Origin of the sequence: Ectopseudomonas composti (assembly GCF_900115475.1) — a bacterium.
Taxonomy (GTDB): Bacteria; Pseudomonadota; Gammaproteobacteria; order Pseudomonadales; family Pseudomonadaceae; genus Aquipseudomonas; species Aquipseudomonas composti.
Window position 1 is genome coordinate 556988 of record NZ_FOWP01000001.1, and the last position, 18920, is coordinate 575907.

The following is an 18920-nucleotide window of genomic DNA, read 5'->3' on the forward strand; positions in this document are numbered from 1 at the left end:
TCTTTTCCAGAAACGACCGGGGAGGCTTTCGCCTCCCCGTCGAGCCTTCGAGGAATCGCTTACTTGACCAGAGTACGCCATTCGGCGTGGCCGCTGGTCTTGCCGGTGACCAGGTCGAAGTAGGCCTTCTGCAGCTTCTCGGTGACCGGGCCACGGCGACCGGCGCCGATCTTGCGGCCATCCACTTCGCGGATCGGCGTGACTTCAGCGGCAGTACCGGTAAAGAACGCCTCATCAGCGATGTACACCTCATCGCGGGTGATGCGCTTCTCGACCACCTTGATGCCGTGCTCTTCGGCCAGGGTCAGGATGGTGCTGCGGGTGATGCCGTTGAGGCAGGAGGTCACTTCCGGGGTGTACACCACGCCGTCCTTGACCAGGAAGATGTTCTCGCCCGAGCCTTCGGCCACGTAGCCTTCCGGGTCCAGCAGCATGGCCTCGTCGGCGCCGCCGGAGATGGCTTCCTGCAGGGCCAGCATCGAGTTGATGTAGTTGCCGTTGGCCTTGGCGCGGGTCATGGAGATGTTGACGTGGTGGCGGGTGTAGGAGCTGGTGCGCACCTTGATGCCGGTTTCCAGCGCTTCCTCGCCCATGTACGCGCCCCAGTGCCAGGCAGCGACGATCACGTGCACCTTCAGGCCAGCAGCGCGCAGGCCCATGCCTTCGCTGCCGAAGAACACCATCGGACGCAGGTAGGCGCTTTCCAGGCCGTTTTCACGCACCGCGGCACGCTGGGCTTCGTTGATCTCTTCCTTGGAGAAGGGAATCTGCATGTTGAAGATGTGCGCGGAGTCGAACAGACGGTCGGTGTGCGCCTGCAGGCGGAAGATCGCGGTGCCATCCGGGGTGTTGTAGGCACGCACGCCTTCGAACACGCCCATGCCGTAGTGCAGGGTATGGGTCAGCACATGGGTGTTGGCTTCGCGCCACGGCACCAGTTTGCCGTCGTACCAGATCACGCCATCACGGTCGGACATCGACATCTTGCCTGCTCCTCAAATTCGCTTCACGGTTCGATCAATAGTTGGGGCCTCAGGCCCCGTTGTTCAACTCAAGCCCCAGCTCACGCCACAGGCGCATCACGGCGCGGCGCTCATCCTGGAACTGATCCCCCGGCACCACGCCAGGCTGCTTCTGCAGCGCCTGCCGGTGAGCGGCCGAGCGATAGATTTTGTAGACCTCGCGCAGCAATGCGGCATCCTCGGCGCCCATCAGACCGACCCGCTCCAGACCTTCCAGAATGCGGATGTTATCGGTGAACTCGAGTAGCTGCGGGTGTTGCCACGACCAGGCCAGAGCCGCGTATTGCACCATAAATTCGATATCGACGATACCACCGGCATCCTGCTTCAGATCGAAGGAGGACGTGGCCTCGAAGGCATTCGGCGCCGTCCCGGCCGCGGTATTTTTGTTGCCAAGGTTGTCACGCATCTTCGCGCGCATCTCGCTGACCTCAACGCGCAGCGCCTCGGTATCGCGCTGGCGACCGAGCACCTCAGCACGCACGCGAGCGAATTCGCCGGCCAGGCGCGAACATCCCACCAGCACCCGCGCCCGCACCAACGCCTGGTGCTCCCAGGTCCAGGCCTCGTTTTCCTGATAGCGCTGAAAAGCACCCAGCGAGCTGACCAGAAGCCCGGCTGCGCCCGATGGTCGCAGGCGCATGTCCACCTCGTAGAGCGCGCCGGAGGTGGTCTGGGTGGTCAGCAGGTGAATGATGCGCTGCCCCAGGCGGGTGAAGAACTGCGCACCATCGATAGGCTTGGCGCCATCGGTTTCGGCCTGCGGGTCGCCATCATGGATGAACACCAGGTCCAGATCCGAGCCATGGCCGAACTCCAGGCCGCCTACCTTGCCATAGCCGACGATGATGAAGTCCGGATCACACAGCGAGCCATCGGCGCGCTGCGGGCGGCCATGGCGCTGCACCGTATGCTGCCAGGCCAGCGCCAGCACCTGATCGAGAATCGCCTCAGCCAGCCAGGTCAGGTAATCCGACACTTTCATTAGCGGCAGCGTACCGGCGATCTCCGAAGCGGCAACACGCAGACTGTGAGCCAGTTTGAAGTGGCGCAGCGCCTCCATCTGCTGTTCCAGGTCCTCCTCGGGAATACGCACAAGGCGCTCGCGCAACTCGGCCGCCAGCTCTGGCGCCAGCGGTGGCGAATACAGTCGCCCTTCGTTGAGCAGCTCATCGAGCAACAGCGGGTAACGGGCGATCTGTTCGGCGATCCACGGGCTGGCCGCGCACAAAGTGATCAGCCGCTCCAATGCCCCCGGGTTTTCGCTCAACAGCACCAGATAGGCAGAACGTCGCGCCACCTTTTCCACCAATGGCAGCACCCGCTCCAGTACCAGATCAGGCTTCTCATGCTCGACAGTCTGCGCCAGCAGGCGGGGCACGAAAGCATCCAGGCGCTCACGACCAAGACGCTGCATGGCGCGCACCTGCGGACCATTACGCAAATCATCGAGGCGTCGACAGGCCGTGCCTGGCTCGGCGAACCCGGCTTCCTGCAACTGCAGCGCAGCGGCCTCATCGTCCAGCGCCCCTTGCCACAAAGGCAGCCACTCGGCGCCAACGCTGGCCTCGCTAGCATCCGATTCGTCTTCGTCAGGGTCGGCGATCACCTGCTGGAAATGCCATTCGATGCGGCCACGCCAATACATCAGGCGCTCATGAAAACTCGCCCAGTCAGCGAAACCCATGATCGCAGCGACCCGCGCCTGATCCTGCGGTTCGGCCGGCAGCATCTGTGTTTGGCGGTCACCAATGCCCTGCAGGGCGTGCTCGGTGTAGCGCAGGAACTCGTAGCCTTCCTTCATTTCCGTGACGACCGCCGGAGGCAAGTAGCCCTGCCCCTCCAGCGTGGCCAGCACCTTGAGCAGCGGCCGCTGCTGCAGACTGAGGTCGCGCCCGCCATGGATCAGCTGGAACGCCTGGGCGATGAACTCGATCTCGCGAATGCCACCGGCGCCGAGCTTGATGTTCTCGCTCATGCCCTTGCGCCGCACCTCCTGCTGGATCAGCAGCTTCATCGCGCGCAACGCCTCGATGGCGGAAAAATCCAGGTAGCGGCGATAGACGAAGGGCCGCAGCATCTCCAGCAGCTCGGCGCCCGCGGCCTGATCACCGCCGACCACACGCGCCTTGATCATGGCGTAGCGCTCCCAATCGCGGCCCTGATCCTGGTAGTACTGCTCCAGCGCATTGAAGCTGAACACCAGCGCACCACTGGAACCATAGGGACGCAGGCGCATGTCGGTGCGAAACACGAAGCCGTCGACGGTGATCGCATCCAGCGCCTTGATCAGTCTCTGCCCCAGACGAATGAAGAACTCCTGGTTATCCAGCGATCGCTTGACGCCCTCGGTCTCGCCACCCTCCGGGTAGCCGAAGATCAGGTCGATATCCGACGACAGGTTGAGCTCGTGCGCGCCGAGCTTGCCCATGCCGAGGATGACCATGTGCTGCGGCTGGCCGCTGCGCCGCCCCACTGGCGTACCGAACTGCGTGCAATGACGCGGATACAGCCAGTGATAGGCCAGATCGATGCAGGCATCGGCAAGGTCGGACAGGTCACGACAGGTTTCACCGAGCGCCGCCTGGCGGCTGAAGTCGCGCCAGATGATGCGCACTTGCTGGCGATTACGAAAGCGCCGCAGGCAGCGCCCCAGAGCATCCTCATCGGCACATTCGGCCAGCTGCGCTTCCAATTGCTGGCGCAGCTCGCCCGATGCCAGGCTGCGTTCCAGCTCACCGGACTCAGCCAGGGCGACGAACATCTGCGGATCACGCTGCGCCTGTTCGGCGACGAAATCACTCAGCGCCGACACCTGCCGCCAGGCATCGCGCCGCTCTTGCGACCAAGCAGCGACACGCTCAGCCAGAGCTTCATGCTCGGACAAAGCGGTTTGCAGTGACTGCTCGGCACGTTCGGCCAACGAAACAAGAGAGGGGGGCAACTCGACCAGCAACGGCAGGCTCATGGTCTATCCTTTTGGCGGACTGCCGGACGCACGGTGCAATCGCCCGCAGCCCCGCTCCAGCGGGGCACGCGCGGCCGGCGGTGCCGCGGATTGTAGTTTTACTACGAAAGAATTGTATCCAGAGGGCTGAATCCGCCGTCGAAATGTAGTAAAACTACAAGCGGCCGGTCCTACCCCCGGTAAATCCAAGAATTTCAACTCGCCCGCCCAAAAAGCCGGTGAGACCCAACTGGCCTCCGATTCTGGAAGCCTTTCCGCCCTGGAGCAAGCCATGCAAGACCTCGATCCGATCGAAACCCAGGAATGGTTGGACGCCCTTGAATCCGTCCTCGACCGTGAGGGTGAAGACCGTGCCCATTACCTGATGACCCGTCTGGGCGAGCTGGCCACCCGTAGCGGTGCGCAACTGCCCTACGCGATCACCACGCCTTACCGCAACAGCATCCCGGTAACCCATGAAGCTCGCATGCCCGGCGACCTGTTCATGGAACGCCGCATCCGTTCGCTGGTGCGCTGGAACGCCCTGGCCATGGTGATGCGCACCAACCTGGACGACCCGGATCTGGGCGGCCACATTTCCAGCTTCGCTTCCTCCGCGACGCTGTACGACATCGGCTTCAACTACTTCTTCCAGGCCCCGACCGAAGAACACGGCGGCGACCTGGTGTTCTATCAGGGCCACGCCAGCCCTGGCGTCTATGCCCGCGCCTTCATGGAAGGTCGCATCGACGAAGACCAGATGAAGAACTTCCGCCGCGAAGTGGATGGCAAAGGTCTGTCGTCCTACCCGCACCCCTGGCTGATGCCGGACTTCTGGCAGTTCCCCACCGTGTCCATGGGCCTCGGCCCGATCCAGGCCATCTACCAGGCCCGCTTCATGAAGTACCTGGAAGCGCGCGGCTTCATTCCGGCCGGCAAGCAGAAGGTCTGGTGCTTCATGGGCGACGGCGAGTGCGACGAGCCGGAATCCCTCGGTGCCATTTCCCTGGCTGGCCGCGAGAAGCTGGACAACCTGATCTTTGTCATCAACTGCAACCTGCAGCGCCTCGACGGCCCGGTGCGTGGTAACGGCAAGATCATCCAGGAACTCGAAGGCGTGTTCCGTGGTGCCCAGTGGAACGTCAACAAGGTGGTCTGGGGTCGCTTCTGGGATCCGCTGTTCGCCAAGGACAAGGACGGTGCCCTGCAGCGCCGCATGGACGAAGTGGTCGACGGTGAATACCAGAACTACAAGGCCAAAGACGGCGCCTACGTGCGCGACAACTTCTTCAATACCCCCGAGCTCAAGGAGATGGTCAAGGACCTCTCCGACGACGAGATCTGGAAGCTCAACCGTGGTGGCCACGACCCGTACAAGGTCTACGCGGCCTACCATCAGGCCGTGAACCACAGCGGCCAGCCGACCGTGATCCTGGCCAAGACCATCAAGGGCTACGGTACCGGCGCCGGTGAAGCGAAGAACACCGCGCACAACACCAAGAAAGTCGATGTCGACAGCCTGCGTCAGTTCCGCGACCGCTTCGACATCCCGGTCAAGGATGAAGAGCTGGAAAACCTGCCCTTCGTCAAACCGGAGCCAGGCAGCCCCGAGTACAAGTACCTGCACGAGCGCCGCAACGCGCTGGGTGGCTTCGTACCGCAGCGTCGCCAACAGAGCTTCAGCATCCCGACGCCGCCGCTGGATACCCTCAAGGCCATCCTCGACGGCTCCGGCGACCGCGAAATCTCTACTACCATGGCTTTCGTGCGCATCCTCGCGCAGCTGGTCAAGGACAAGGAACTCGGCCAGCGCATCGTCCCGATCATCCCGGACGAAGCCCGTACCTTCGGTATGGAAGGCATGTTCCGTCAGCTCGGCATCTACTCCTCGGTTGGCCAGCTGTACGAGCCGGTCGATAAAGACCAGGTGATGTTCTACAAAGAGGACAAGAAAGGTCAGATCCTCGAGGAAGGCATCAACGAAGCCGGCGCCATGAGTTCCTTCATCGCCGCCGGTACTTCGTACTCCTGCCATAACCAGCCGATGCTGCCGTTCTACATCTTCTACTCGATGTTCGGCTTCCAGCGTATCGGTGACCTGGCCTGGGCCGCTGGCGACAGCCGCACCCGTGGTTTCCTGATCGGCGGTACCGCTGGCCGTACCACCCTCAACGGTGAAGGCCTGCAGCACGAAGACGGTCACAGCCACATGCTGGCAGCGACCATCCCCAACTGCCGCACCTACGACCCGACCTACGGCTACGAGCTCGCTGTGATCATCCGCGAAGGCATTCGCCAGATGACCGAAGAGCAGCAGGACATCTTCTACTACATCACCGTGATGAACGAGTCGTACCAGCAGCCGGCCATGCCGCAGGGCGTGGAAGACGGCATCATCAAGGGCATGTACCTGCTCGAGGAAGACAAGAAGGAAGCCGCGCACCACGTGCAACTGCTGGGTTCCGGCACCATCCTGCGTGAAGTCGTCGAAGCAGCGAAAATCCTGCGCGACGAGTTCAACATCGGCGCCGATGTGTGGAGCGTCACCAGCTTCAACGAACTGCGTCGCGACGGCCTGGCCGTGGAGCGCAGCAACCGTCTGCACCCGGGCCAGAAGCCCAAGCAGACCTACATCGAGCAGTGCCTGAGCGGCCGCAAAGGTCCGGTCATCGCCTCTACCGACTACATGAAGCTGTTCGCCGAACAGGTTCGTCAGTGGGTGCCGAGCAAGGAATACAAGGTCCTGGGCACCGACGGCTTCGGCCGTAGCGACAGCCGCAAGCAGCTGCGTCACTTCTTCGAAGTGGATCGCAACTGGGTCGTGCTGGCCGCACTGGAAGCCCTGGTCGACCGTGGCGAAATCGAAGCCAAGGTGCTGGCTGACGCCATCGCCAAATTTGGCATCGACGCCGACAAAGCCAACCCCCTGGACTGCTAAGGAGCGTAGCGATGAGTGAGTTGATTCGCGTACCCGACCTCGGCGGTGAAGGCGAGGTGATTGAACTGCTGGTGAAGGTCGGCGACCGTATCGAAGCCGAACAGAGCGTACTGACCCTGGAGTCCGACAAGGCCTCCATGGAAGTGCCCTCACCCAAAGCCGGCGTGGTCAAGGAAATCAAGGTCAAGATCGGCGACCGCCTGAAGGAAGGCGACGAGCTGCTGGTTCTGGAAGTCGAAGGTGCCGCCGAAGCGGCGCCTGCGCCGAAAGCCGAAGCCGCGCCTGCCGAAGCACCGAAAGCAAGCGCTCCGGCGGCGGCTCCTGCCGCAGCTGCAAGCAGCAGCGTGCAGGACGTGCACGTGCCGGATATCGGCACCGACGGCAAGGTCAAGGTCATCGAAGTCATGGTCAAGGTGGGTGACACCATCGAAGCCGACCAGTCGCTGATCACCCTGGAGTCCGACAAGGCCTCCATGGAAATCCCTTCGCCGGCTGCCGGCGTGGTGGAAGAAGTGCTGGTCAAGCTGGATGCCGAAGTCGGTACCGGCGACCTGATCCTCAAGCTGCGTACCGCGGGTAGCGCAACCGCCAGTGCTGCGCCGGCTCAAGCGCCTGCCCCCGCTGCTGCGCCAGCCGCCGCACCTGCTCCCGCTGCCGCAGCCCCTGCTGCTTCGGTGCAGGACGTGCATGTGCCGGATATCGGCACCGACGGCAAGGTCAAGGTCATCGAAGTCATGGTCAAGGTCGGTGACAGCATCGAAGCCGACCAGTCGCTGATCACCCTGGAGTCCGACAAGGCCTCCATGGAGATCCCTTCGCCGGCTGCCGGCGTGGTGGAAGAAGTGCTGGTCAAGCTCGATGCCGAAGTCAGCACCGGCGACCTGATTCTCAAGCTCAAGGTAGCTGGTTCCGCACCGGCCGCCGCGCCGGCGCAAGCCAGCCAGGAAGTACACCGCGTGCCGGAAGGTGCGGCCCCGGAAGTGGCTGCAGAAGTACGCGCCATCGCCTCGCTGTCGGCTGCTGCTGCCGAAGTCGCCAACGCGCCCAAGCGTGACGGTGCCAAGGTGCATGCCGGCCCTGCCGTGCGTCAGCTGGCGCGTGATTTCGGCGTCGAACTGGCGGACATCGCCGGTACCGGCCCGAAAGGCCGCATCCTCAAGGAAGACGTGCAGGTGCACGTCAAGGCGATGATGCAGAAGGCCAAGGCTGCGCCGCAGGCGACTGCCGCAGCTGCCACTGGTGGCGCCGGCATCCCGCCGATCCCGACCGTGGACTTCAGCAAGTTCGGCGAAATCGAAGAAGTGCCGATGACCCGCCTGATGCAGGTCGGCGCGGCCAACCTGCACCGCAGCTGGCTCAACGTGCCGCACGTGACTCAGTTCGACTCGGCCGACATTACCGACCTGGAAGCCTTCCGCGTCGCGCAGAAGGCCGTGGCCGAGAAGGCCGGAGTCAAACTGACCGTTCTACCGCTGTTGCTCAAGGCCTGCGCCCACCTGCTCAAGGAGCTGCCGGACTTCAACAGTTCGCTGGCCCCGAGCGGCAAGGCGATCATCCGCAAGAAGTACGTGCACGTCGGCTTCGCCGTCGATACGCCGGACGGCCTGCTGGTGCCAGTGATCAAGAACGTCGACCAGAAGAGCCTGCTGCAGTTGGCTGCCGAAGCGGCTGCACTGGCCGAGAAAGCGCGCAACAAAAAGCTTTCGGCTGACGACATGCAGGGCGCCTGCTTCACCATCTCCAGCCTCGGCCACATTGGCGGCACCGGCTTCACGCCGATCGTCAACGCGCCGGAAGTGGCGATCCTAGGTGTCAGCAAGGCCACCATTCAGCCGGTCTGGGACGGCAAGGCCTTCCAGCCCAAGCTGATGCTGCCGCTGTCGCTGTCCTACGACCACCGAGTGATCAACGGCGCTGCTGCCGCTCGCTTCACTCAGCGTTTGTCGCAGCTGCTGGCCGATATCCGCACCATCCTGCTGTAAATCGTTTCGAGCACGCCACGCTCGCATCCTCAACCCCGTCTGCTTAGGCGGGGTTTTTTTTGCCTGTTTTCTGGACGCAGAGCATTGCGGCTGACTGCTTCGCCCTGCTTCAGCCCTTCTGCACGTTGCGAATCAGAAAACTCAGCGCCTTGGCCAGCTCGCCGGCGCCCTGGTGATCACGCAGAATGCTCAGCAGTGGGCTGCCGTCGGCCGGGTTGAACAGCACGCAGCGAATACCGCCGGTCGGGCATTCGTAGCGGATGAACGGATCGATACCGAACACCGACACCCGTTGATTGCGCACTGCAATAGCAGTGCCCTGCGCACCACGGGTCTCCTCGCGCAGGATCAGTTCGCCAGCATCACCGACACTGAAGCGGTACAGCAGGTCCTGCCGCTGCACCTGGCCAACCTGGTAGCCGGCGCGCAGGGCGTAGGTTTCCAGCAAGGCGTTGCTGTGCGCGAGCAACGCCTGACGCTCGTTTTCGGTCAGGTAAAGGCGCTTTAACCCGTCCAGATACGCTGCCTGCTCGGCCCCCTGCAGCACAGCCTTGTCGTCGGCACTGGCCAACGCGGGCAGTGCCGCACACAGTGCGCCGCCCAACAGCATGGCCATCAGTTTTCTTGTCAGTCTCGCTTGCATGATGCACCCTTGCCGAACGCTATAGTGAAGTAGGCCTGAGCCCTAGCCTCCGTCCAAGCCAACGTGCCATCTGGCAGCTGCGGCCCTGTACCGAGAACGGATGCCTCGCCTGGTCAGCATACTGGAAGCCCAACGCCCAATGAAAAGCCATCCCGATGCCGGCACCCGCTCGGCAGCCGAGGTTGTGACGCAGTTGCCAGTGCCTTCACGGCTCGGCATGTTGCGTTTCGAGCGCTTGAACGAGCCAAGCTGGGCCCTGCTTTTTCTCGACCCGACCTGTGAGCGCAAGCTCGGCATCAGCGCCACAGACCTGTGTGCACTGGTGGACGCGCCCTACGCCAGCCTGATGGAGCCTGAAGCGCGCTATCGCCTGCACGATGCCATCCAGCAGCAACTGCTGCAGGGGCCGCATTATCTGGTGCGTTACACCCTGCATACACCTCAAGGCCCGCTGAACCTGATGGAGATTGGCGAGCCCTTCAAGCAGCGCAACCGTCAGTTGCTGCGTGGTTATCTGCTGATCATCGACGAGAGCCTCGGTGCCGATACCCCGGGCGAACAGGCGCTGCTGGCGCAGAATCAGGATTTGCGCAGCTCACTGCAGCACTATCAACGCACCCAGGACGACCACCTGCAGCATCTGGCGCGCTCGCACACCCAGCAGCAATTGATCGCGCGCCTGACGCGCCAACGCTATGTCTCCAGTGATCCGCGCCAGGAGGCCGCCGAGCTCATTACCCAGGCGGCCTGTGAAGTCTATGGCGTGGCCAGGGCGGGGATCTGGCATCTCGGCAACCATAGCCTCGAGTCGATATCGCTGTACCGTCGTGACCTGGGCCGACACGAGCAGCTGTCCTCGATCGATGCTCGGGATTTTCCCCACTACATCGAAGCACTGCAGAGCGGGAGGGCGATTGACGCCCACGATGCCCAGCACGACCTGCGCACTCGTGAGCTGGCTCCCGGCTACCTGGAGCCACTGGGCATTGCCTCGATGCTGGATGCCAGTATCCGCATCGAAGGCGAAGTGGTGGGCGTACTCTGCCTGGAACATATCGGCCCCAAGCGCTTCTGGCAGGCCGACGAGATCGCCTTTGCCGGCGAGCTGGCCGACCAGTTCGCTCAGGTGCTGATCAATCAGGAAAAGCGCTCCGCCACCCACGCGCTGTACCTGTTCCAGCGCGCCGTCGAGCAGAGCGCCAGCGCATTTCTACTGGTCGACCGCGACGGCCGGGTGGAATACGTCAACCCCAGCTTCACCGCCATCACCCTGTACAGCAGCGATGAAGTGTGTGGGCATCGCCTGTCCGAGCTACCGGCACTGGCCAACCTCAGCGACCTGCTGTTCGATACCGACTCGAGCCTGGCCGAGCACAGCAGTTGGCAGGGCGAGTTCCGCAGCCGACGCAAGAATCAGGAACCGTACTGGGGGCACCTGTCGATCTCCAAGGTGTACGGCGACGAAGGCGAGCTGACCCACTACATCGGTATCTACGAAGACATTACCGAGGCCAAGCTGGCGCAGCAGCGTATCGAGCGCCTGGCCTACACCGACAACCTGACCAACCTGGGTAATCGCCCGTCGTTCATCCGCAGCCTCGAAGAGCGCTTCGCCCGCAATGTGCAATCACTCGGGCTGCTGCTGGTGGATATCGACAACTTCAAGCGGATCAACGACAGCCTCGGCCACCAGACCGGCGACAAGCTGCTCTCGGCGCTGGCCCGGCGCCTACGCAACAGCCTCGGTGCCAAGGGCACCCTGGCGCGCTTTGCCAGCAACGAATTCGCCATCCTGCTCGATGGCTGCGATCAGGACAGCGGCCTGCGCGTCGCTCATCAGGTGCTGCAGACGCTGGACAAACCGCTGTTCGTCGACAACCAGTTGATCAGCATCACCGGTTCGGTGGGCCTGGCCATCGCCCCGGAGCACGGTGACGATCCACAGACGCTGATGAAGCACGCCGGCCTCGCGCTGCACAAGGCCAAGGCCAACGGCAAACACCAGGTGCAGGTGTTCACCGAGGCCCTGAACGCCGAAGCCAACTACAAGCTGTTCGTCGAAAACAACCTGCGCCGCGCCCTGACCCAGAACGAGCTGGAAGTCTTCTACCAACCCAAGCTGTGCCTCAAGAGTGGCCAGTTACTGGGCATGGAGGCGCTGCTGCGCTGGCAGCACCCCGAGAAGGGCATGATCCGCCCGGACCAATTCATCGGCGTCGCCGAGGAAACCGGCCTGATCATCCCCATCGGCAAGTGGGTGGTGCGCCAGGCCTGTCGCATGAGCAAGCAGATCGCCGCCATCGGCCTCGGCCAGCTGCAGGTGGCGATCAACCTGTCGCCCAAGCAGTTCTCCGACCCGGACCTGGTCGGCTCGATTGCCGCCATCCTGCATGAAGAACAGCTCGACCCCAGGCTGCTGGAACTGGAGCTGACCGAAAGCCTGCTGCTGGAGGCAACCGACGATACCCGTCACCAACTCGGCCGCCTCAAGAGCCTGGGCCTGACCCTGGCCATGGACGACTTCGGCACGGGCTACTCGTCGCTCAGCTACCTGAAGAAATTCCCCATCGACGTGATCAAGATCGATCGCAGCTTCATCAAGGACATCCCGGACAACCAGGACGATATGGAGATCACCTCGGCGGTGATCGCCATGGCCCACAACCTCAAGCTCAAGGTCGTGGCCGAAGGCATCGAGACCGGCGCCCAGCTCGGTTTCCTCCGTCGTCAACAATGCGACGTCGGCCAGGGCTACCTGTTCGACAAACCGATTCCCGGCCGCGAGCTGATCGACAGCCTGCGCCGCTATCCCTGCAGGCCGCAGACCGATACCAGTCGCCAGGCCGACCAACGGACGTAATTCGTCGCGCTGTGCGTAGTCCACCACTCACCCACTTCGAGGAGACCGCCATGGTTTTGCGTTCCCAGATTCTCGTCAACAAGGATGCCTTGCCGACTGCCGACCAGGCACTGCCCGGTCGTGCCGAGCCGCTGCCGGTCGCCGACACCCACTACATCAACGGCAACCCGATCAAGGCGCCCTTCCCCGCAGGCCTGCAGCAGGCGGTATTCGGCCTGGGCTGTTTCTGGGGCGCAGAAAGGCGCTTCTGGCAACAACCTGGCGTGTTCAGCACCGCAGTCGGCTATGCCGGCGGTCTGACGCCCAACCCCACCTACGAGGAAGTCTGCTCTGGCCTGACCGGACACACCGAAGTGGTGCTGGTGGTGTTCGATCCGCAGCAAACCAGCTTCGAAGCGCTGCTCAAGGTCTTCTGGGAAGCGCACAACCCGACCCAGGGCATGCGCCAGGGCAACGACAAGGGCACCCAGTACCGCTCGGCGATCTACTGCCAGGGCGACGCGCAGCTGAACGCTGCCAAGGCTAGCCAGGCACGCTTCCAGGCCGAGCTGGACAAGGCCGCAATGGGCAGCATCACCACCGAAATTGCCGAGGCGCCGACCTTCTACTACGCCGAGACCTATCACCAGCAGTACCTGGCGAAGAACCCCAACGGCTATTGCGGCCTGGGCGGAACAGGCGTATGTCTACCCCCTGAATCTTGAGCACGGGTAGCGGGTCGTGGAGCTGAGCAGCATTTCCAGTCAGGTATCGAGCCAGGCATCGGCGCAGATCTCAGCGCAGATGTCGCTCCTGCTGCTGCGCAAGACACTGGAGCTGCAGGCTGCCAACATCACTGGGCTGCTGCAGTCGGCTGCACCAGCCAGTACACCCAGCAATCCGCCCAATCTCGGTAACAGCATCGATGTGATGGCCTGAACAACAGGTGCCTTTAGAGCGGCAGCCGGACTAAACTGCAGGCAAATAGCCAGTAATCGACGAGTCCGGCATGCCCGCCCCTCTCCCCACCATTACCCTTGATCAGCTTTGCATCGGTCTCTACGTTCATCTGGATCTGAGCTGGTGGGAGCACGACTTCGCCTTCAGCAACTTCAAGATCAAGGACGAAGCGCAGATTCGCGCCCTACGCGCCCTCAACCTGAAGCAACTGCGCTACGACCCAGCCCGCAGCGACTGCCAGCCTCTGCCTCTGGTCGATAGCACCGCCGCCCCTCTTGCCGAGGAACCACCCGTCGATCCGCAAAGCCAGGCCCGCCAGGAGCGCGTGCAGAAGCTGCGCCACCTGCGCAGTCGCCTGGCCGAGGTGGACCGCCGTTTCATCGAAGCCAGCCAACGCATCAAGGCGCTCAACCAGACCCTGCGCAGCCGCCCGGAAGACGCCATGCGTCAGGCCGGTGCCATCGTCAGCGAGATGGTCGAGACGCTGCTGGGCGCCCCCGGCGTGGTGCTGCATGGCATCACCGGCAAAGCGGCCGAGGACAGCTACTTTCATGCGTTAAACGTCACCGTATTGTCGCTACTGCTCGGCCGCCAGCTCGGCCTCGACAGCGAGGCCTGCCATAGCCTCGGTCTCGGCGCACTGCTGCATGACATCGGCAAACTGGAAGTACCCAGCAAGGTGCTACTCAAGCCCGAGCCGCTGACTCGCCCGGAACAACAGTTGCTGCAGATGCACACCGACTTCGGTCTGCGCATGGGGCACAAGTTGATGCTCGACGACGAGGTGCTGCGCATCATCCACGAGCACCACGAGCATTGTGACGGCAGCGGCTACCCACGTGGCCTGCGCGAGGCCAGCATCGCCCGCCTGAGCCGCCTGGTGGCCATCACCAACCACTTCGACGGGTTGTGCAATCCGCTCGATCCGCGTCAGGCACTGAGCCCGCACGAGGCTCTGGCGCTGATGTTCAAGCAGCAGCGCGAACGCTTCGACGAGGTGGCGCTGAAAGCCTTCATCCGCGTCATGGGCATCTACCCGCCGGGCAGTCTCGTGCAACTGGAGGATGAGCGCTATGCGCTGGTACTGGGTATCAATCCGATCCAGGCGTTGAAACCGACGTTGATTCTCTTCGATGCCGATACGCCCAAGCAGGAAGCCCTGATCGTCGACCTCACCGAGGAGCCGAAGCTGGCCATTGCTCGCAGCCTACGCCCCTCGCAACTACCGCTGGAGGTGCTGGAATACCTCAGCCCGCGGCGCAACCTGAGCTACCACATCGAGCCCAATCACAAGCCGGGTTGAACCGTTGTAGCCCGGATGCAATCCGTGGATCAGGAGCCACGCCTCCCGGATTTCATCCGGGCTACACGCCTATGGCTTGCCGCTTGCAGCTTCCTCGATCAACCAGTCCAGGCGCCAGCCACCCAGGCTTTGCCCAAGCACATCGGCCAGCCAGGGCAACAACTGCTTGAGTTCGTCCTCCAGGCCCCACGGCGGATTGCTGATCACCAGGCCCGAGCCGCTCAGGCGTGTGGCATCGTCGGGCGCGTGCACGTAGAGCTCGGCGCGCAGCAGCTTGGGCGCGGCGCTCTTGCCCAGGTCACGATAGAAGCGCGCCAACTGACGCTCATCCTTGATCGGATACCAGATCGCCACGATGGCCTGGCGCATGCGCCCATGCGCCTCGTTCAGCGCCTCGACGCAGCGCTGCAGTTCATCGGCCTTCTCGAAAGGCGGGTCGATCAGCAGCAGCACGCGCTTTTCGCGGGTCGGCATCAGCGCTCGCGGCACGTGCCAGCCCTCGCCCAGGTGTACAGCGACGCGGCGATCACCACGCATGTTGTCCTTGAGCAGGCGACCGTCTTCGGGGTGTTTCTCATTGAGCTGCAGAGAGTCCTGCTCGCGACTGAGCAGCCGCGCCAGTTCTGGCGAGCCGGGGTAATAGCGCAGTTCGCCATTCGGGTTCATCGCCCGCACCACCTCCAGGTAGGCTTCCACCGCATCCGGCAATTGCGTGGCCTGCCACAGACGAGCGATGCCCTCCTGATATTCGCCGGTACGGCTGGCCTGGTCGCCTCGCAGGTCGTAGAGGCCGATGCCGGCGTGGCTGTCGAGGTAGGCAAAGGGCGCCTCCTTGCGCGACAGCAAGGCGATCAGGCGGGTCAGCACCAGGTGCTTGAACACATCGGCATGGTTGCCGGCATGGAAGGCGTGGCGGTAGTTCATGGGGGTCTCCGAAGCGGTCGCCAAGTTTACCCGTTGAGAGGATTTTCCGCGCGCATCAGCTCCAGCAACAAGGCCAGCGGCGGGTGCTCAGCGGCGTCGTGACGACGCGCCAACAGCGTAGTCGTCGCGCCAAGCTCAGGAGCGATGGCCCGGTACTGCACAAGATGCAAGCGTGAGTGACTCTCGAGCAGGCTACGTGGCAACAGGCCGATGCCCATGCCGGCAGCGATGCCGGCAAAGATGGCGTCGATGGAGCCATAGCTCTGCCGCGCCGCCACTTGCAAACCACGGCTGACGACCCAGCGCTCGAGGCGCTCGCGGTAATGACAGCCCTCGGGAAAACCCAGCAGGGTCTGCGGCCTGACTTCCAGGCTGGCAACATCCTGCATCGGCGGCAGCACCAGCATCAGCTCCTCCTGCCAGATCGGCTGGCAGTCGAGCAGGGGATGCTCGAACGGCCCGCCGATCAAGCCGGCATCCAGCTCCCCAGCCAGCACGCCCTCGACCAGACGCCGGCTGGGCCCGGTGCTCAGTTGCAGGTTCACCCGCGGCGCCTGCTGGTGAAAGGCCGCGAGCAGTTCCGGCAGGCGCACCGCTGCCGTGGTCTCCATAGAGCCGAGGCGCAGATCACCGCTCCAGATGTCTTCCTGCACGCTGCGCCAGGCCACCTGGCAAAGCTGCTCCAGGTGCTCGGCATGCGGCAGCAGGCGTTCACCGGCCGGCGTCAGGCGCAAGCGCTGGCCCTGGCGCAGGAACAGCCGGGTATCGAGTTGCTGCTCCAGTTGTCGCAGGCGTGCCGAGACATTCGATGGCACGCAGTTCAGACGCTGCCCGGCGGCACTCAACGAGCCGTCACGGGCCACCGCGAGAAAATAGCGGAACAGCTGCGGGTTGAGTCGCTGCCAGGCGCCCATAAAACTCACCAAAAGTGAAAATTGACCACAGTATTTTTCACTAACGATCCGGCAGCGACAACGACTAAGGTGCGCAGCACGACCGGAGACCCTCATGCCAAGATTCGCCCCAACCCCGTTCACCGCCCTACTCACTGCCGCCCTGGCGCTGATGGTCGTGCATGCCTTGGGACGCTTCGCTTTTACTCCCTTGTTGCCGCTGTTGCTGGACGACGGCCTTTTCGATCTGGCTCAGGGCGCTCAACTGGCAACCTGGAACTACCTCGGCTACCTGCTTGGCGCCCTGCTGGCACTGCCCATGGCCAACCGGCGCGGCTTGCGCCAGGGTCTGCCGCTGGCACTGCTGGTCAATGCCGGTGTGACCCTGGCCCAGGTCTTCACCCAGGACGTCGAGCTGCTCGGCGCTCTGCGTCTGGCCAACGGCATCAGCAACGGCGTGGTATTCGTGCTCGCACCGGCTCTGGTGCTGGAATGGCTGGCCCTGCGTCAGGCCACGGCGCTGAGCGGCCTGGTCTATCTGGGCCTGGGCGCCGGCATGCTGCTGTGCGGCTTGCTGGTGACAATCACACCCTGGCAAGGGTCGCTACGCTGGCTGCCTATTGCCCTCTGTGCCTTGCCCCTCGCTCTGTTCTGCGCGCCAATGCTGCACCACCTGGCCTGCGATCTGCCGGAGCGAGCGGAAAACGCCTCCAGCGGCCCACTGCTCAGCCGCGCCAACCGGGCACTGTTGCTGGCGTATATCGGGGCCGGCCTGGGCTACATCCTGCCGCTGACGTTCCTGCCAGCCCTGGCACGCGAGCAACTCCCCGCTGGCCACCCGCTGCTGGTCGGTAGCTGGTGGTGGACCGCAATCGCCTGCCTGGTCTCAGCGAGCCTGTGGAACCACGTCGGAGTCTGGCTGGGTGACCGCCGCGCGCTGCTCATCAATTACCTGCTGCAACTGTTGGGAGTGCTGATGCCGATCCTGCTGCCCGGCACCATCGGCGTGATGGTCTGCGCCGTACTGGTCGGCGGCACCTTCCTCGGTACCGTGCTGCTGACCCAGCGCCTGGCTCGCGCCCTCAACCCCGGCCAGGGCTTGCGTCTGGCGGCGCTGCTGATCAGTCTCTATGGCGGTAGCCAGTTGCTCGGCCCCTGGCTGGTGGAGCATTGGACTGCCGCCGGGCATAGCCTCACAAGCAGTTTTTCCATGGGCGCGGCTGCATTGCTCTGGGCCCTGTTTTGGGCCTGGCGCGTGGCCGAACCGCAATCCGACCGCTGAAACGGAGCCATCCCATGCCTCTCACCGCCCTGCTCGGCAGCAAACTCCCCCTGATCCAGGCACCGATGGCCGGCTCGCAGGATCACCGCCTGGCGGCTGCCGTGAGCCAGGCCGGTGGCCTCGGCTCGATTCCCTGCGCCATGCTCACGCCCGCCACCTTGCGCCAGGAGCTGCAGGCGATACGCAGCCTGACCGAGGCTGCGTTCAACCTGAATTTCTTCAGCCATGTGCCGCCTGAACCAGATACCGCCCGTGAGACGATCTGGCACGAAGCGCTGGCGCCGTACTACGACGAGCTGGGCGTGGACCCAGCGAACATCGCCAGCGGGCCTGGGCGCCTGCCGTTCAACGACGAGGCTGCCGCACTGGTGGAGGAATTTCGCCCGGCCGTGGTCAGCTTCCATTTCGGTTTGCCGGAACAAACCCTGCTAGAGCGAGTGCGACGCAGCGGAGCGAAGATTCTCTCCAGTGCCACCACCCTGGACGAGGCACTGTGGCTGCAGGAGCGCGGCGTCGATGCGGTGATCGCTCAGGGCCTGGAGGCTGGCGGGCATCGCGGGCACTTCCTCGATCACGATCTGAGCCGCCAGCTTGGTACCTTTGCCCTGCTGCCGCAGTTGGTGGATGCGCTGTCGATACCCGTGATTGCCGCTGGCGGCATCAGCGATGCCCGTGGTGTGGACGCGGCCATGGCCCTCGGCGCGGCCGGCGTGCAGATTGGGAGCGCGTATTTGCTGTGCCCGGAAGCCACCACCAGCGCCCTGCACCGCGCTGCGTTGCAAAGCCCGGCGGCGCGCCATACGACGCTGACCAACCTGTTCAGCGGCCGCCCGGCGCGCGGCATCGTCAACCGCCTGATGCGCGAGCTGGGGCCGCTCAGCGAGCGAGCACCAGAATTTCCGCTGGCCACTGCGGCCATCGCACCCTTGCGCGCAGCGGCAGAGGCGCAAGGCCGCGGTGACTTTTCGCCGCTATGGGCCGGGCAGAACATCGCGAGTTGTCGGCCCATGCCCGCCGCCGAACTGACCCGTGAGCTGGCGCGTGGCTTCGCCTGACAGCCAGGTGTGCCCTGGTAGGGCGGGTGCAACCCGCCATTATCGGAGCGGCGGGTTACACCCGCCCTACTCATACCCGCCAACGAGCCATTCTCGAGACTGAATCGCGGCTGAAGCCGCTCCTACGGGACG

The 18920-nt window shown here is 63.7% G+C and carries 13 protein-coding genes; 8 read left to right on the forward strand and 5 right to left on the reverse strand.

What is annotated here, in order from left to right; translation table 11 throughout:
• Positions 1 to 59 precede the first annotated feature (59 nt).
• Both BM059_RS02450 and glnE read right to left on the reverse strand, forming a co-directional pair.
• Complete coding sequence (locus BM059_RS02450; RefSeq protein ID WP_037003473.1) at positions 60 to 983, reverse strand: branched-chain amino acid transaminase; 924 nt, start codon at positions 981 to 983, stop codon at positions 60 to 62.
• Positions 984 to 1032: 49 nt separating this feature from the next.
• The gene (glnE, locus tag BM059_RS02455; RefSeq protein ID WP_074936486.1) at positions 1033 to 3990 is read right to left on the reverse strand and encodes a bifunctional [glutamate--ammonia ligase]-adenylyl-L-tyrosine phosphorylase/[glutamate--ammonia-ligase] adenylyltransferase; all 2958 of its coding nucleotides are present in this window, start codon (positions 3988 to 3990) and stop codon (positions 1033 to 1035) included.
• 271 nt (positions 3991 to 4261) lie between these two features.
• On the opposite strand from glnE, the gene aceE reads away from it, so the two are divergent.
• Both aceE and aceF read left to right on the forward strand, forming a co-directional pair.
• Positions 4262 to 6907 (forward strand): pyruvate dehydrogenase (acetyl-transferring), homodimeric type, encoded by a 2646-nt coding sequence (gene aceE / locus BM059_RS02460; protein ID WP_037003479.1) that lies wholly within the window; start codon positions 4262 to 4264, stop codon positions 6905 to 6907.
• Between the two features lie 11 nt (positions 6908 to 6918).
• Positions 6919 to 8889, forward strand: a complete 1971-nt coding sequence (aceF, locus tag BM059_RS02465; protein ID WP_074936488.1) for a dihydrolipoyllysine-residue acetyltransferase — start codon at positions 6919 to 6921, stop codon at positions 8887 to 8889.
• Between the two features lie 109 nt (positions 8890 to 8998).
• On the opposite strand, the gene BM059_RS02470 is transcribed toward aceF, so the two are convergent.
• Complete coding sequence (locus BM059_RS02470) at positions 8999 to 9505, reverse strand: hypothetical protein (protein WP_074936490.1); 507 nt, start codon at positions 9503 to 9505, stop codon at positions 8999 to 9001.
• Between the two features lie 166 nt (positions 9506 to 9671).
• Between BM059_RS02470 and BM059_RS02475 the strand changes: the two genes are divergently transcribed.
• From BM059_RS02475 to BM059_RS02490, 4 genes are all read left to right on the forward strand, one after another.
• Positions 9672 to 12392, forward strand: a complete 2721-nt coding sequence (locus tag BM059_RS02475) for a putative bifunctional diguanylate cyclase/phosphodiesterase (RefSeq protein ID WP_074936806.1) — start codon at positions 9672 to 9674, stop codon at positions 12390 to 12392.
• Positions 12393 to 12442: 50 nt separating this feature from the next.
• Complete coding sequence (gene msrA, locus BM059_RS02480; protein ID WP_037003884.1) at positions 12443 to 13096, forward strand: peptide-methionine (S)-S-oxide reductase MsrA; 654 nt, start codon at positions 12443 to 12445, stop codon at positions 13094 to 13096.
• 16 nt (positions 13097 to 13112) lie between these two features.
• Positions 13113 to 13310 (forward strand): putative motility protein, encoded by a 198-nt coding sequence (locus BM059_RS02485; RefSeq protein WP_074936492.1) that lies wholly within the window; start codon positions 13113 to 13115, stop codon positions 13308 to 13310.
• 70 nt (positions 13311 to 13380) lie between these two features.
• Positions 13381 to 14634 (forward strand): HD-GYP domain-containing protein, encoded by a 1254-nt coding sequence (locus BM059_RS02490; RefSeq protein ID WP_037003881.1) that lies wholly within the window; start codon positions 13381 to 13383, stop codon positions 14632 to 14634.
• Positions 14635 to 14703: 69 nt separating this feature from the next.
• Here BM059_RS02490 and BM059_RS02495 read toward each other — a convergent pair whose 3' ends face one another.
• Together BM059_RS02495 and BM059_RS02500 are read right to left on the reverse strand one after the other, a co-directional pair.
• Entirely contained in the window at positions 14704 to 15558 is an 855-nt protein-coding gene (locus tag BM059_RS02495) for a 23S rRNA (adenine(2030)-N(6))-methyltransferase RlmJ (protein ID WP_037003879.1), read from the reverse strand.
• Between the two features lie 26 nt (positions 15559 to 15584).
• Entirely contained in the window at positions 15585 to 16472 is an 888-nt protein-coding gene (locus tag BM059_RS02500) for a LysR substrate-binding domain-containing protein (protein WP_037003878.1), read from the reverse strand.
• Positions 16473 to 16566: 94 nt separating this feature from the next.
• On the opposite strand from BM059_RS02500, the gene BM059_RS02505 reads away from it, so the two are divergent.
• Positions 16567 to 17733, forward strand: a complete 1167-nt coding sequence (locus BM059_RS02505) for a YbfB/YjiJ family MFS transporter (protein WP_074936494.1) — start codon at positions 16567 to 16569, stop codon at positions 17731 to 17733.
• Positions 17734 to 17747: 14 nt separating this feature from the next.
• The gene (locus tag BM059_RS02510; RefSeq protein WP_074936496.1) at positions 17748 to 18788 is read left to right on the forward strand and encodes an NAD(P)H-dependent flavin oxidoreductase; all 1041 of its coding nucleotides are present in this window, start codon (positions 17748 to 17750) and stop codon (positions 18786 to 18788) included.
• Positions 18789 to 18920: the final 132 nt, after the last annotated feature.

Bases quoted from the DNA above. Each gene is read 5' to 3' on its own strand.
- BM059_RS02450 (WP_037003473.1), bottom strand. From the start codon at position 983: ATGTCGATGTCCGACCGTGATGGCGTGATCTGGTACGACGGCAAACTG.
- glnE (WP_074936486.1), bottom strand. From the start codon at position 3,990: ATGAGCCTGCCGTTGCTGGTCGAGTTGCCCCCCTCTCTTGTTTCGTTG.
- aceE (WP_037003479.1), top strand. From the start codon at position 4,262: ATGCAAGACCTCGATCCGATCGAAACCCAGGAATGGTTGGACGCCCTT.
- aceF (WP_074936488.1), top strand. From the start codon at position 6,919: ATGAGTGAGTTGATTCGCGTACCCGACCTCGGCGGTGAAGGCGAGGTG.
- BM059_RS02470 (WP_074936490.1), bottom strand. From the start codon at position 9,505: ATGGCCATGCTGTTGGGCGGCGCACTGTGTGCGGCACTGCCCGCGTTG.
- BM059_RS02475 (WP_074936806.1), top strand. From the start codon at position 9,672: ATGAAAAGCCATCCCGATGCCGGCACCCGCTCGGCAGCCGAGGTTGTG.
- msrA (WP_037003884.1), top strand. From the start codon at position 12,443: ATGGTTTTGCGTTCCCAGATTCTCGTCAACAAGGATGCCTTGCCGACT.
- BM059_RS02490 (WP_037003881.1), top strand. From the start codon at position 13,381: ATGCCCGCCCCTCTCCCCACCATTACCCTTGATCAGCTTTGCATCGGT.
- BM059_RS02495 (WP_037003879.1), bottom strand. From the start codon at position 15,558: ATGAACTACCGCCACGCCTTCCATGCCGGCAACCATGCCGATGTGTTC.
- BM059_RS02500 (WP_037003878.1), bottom strand. From the start codon at position 16,472: ATGGGCGCCTGGCAGCGACTCAACCCGCAGCTGTTCCGCTATTTTCTC.
- BM059_RS02505 (WP_074936494.1), top strand. From the start codon at position 16,567: ATGCCAAGATTCGCCCCAACCCCGTTCACCGCCCTACTCACTGCCGCC.
- BM059_RS02510 (WP_074936496.1), top strand. From the start codon at position 17,748: ATGCCTCTCACCGCCCTGCTCGGCAGCAAACTCCCCCTGATCCAGGCA.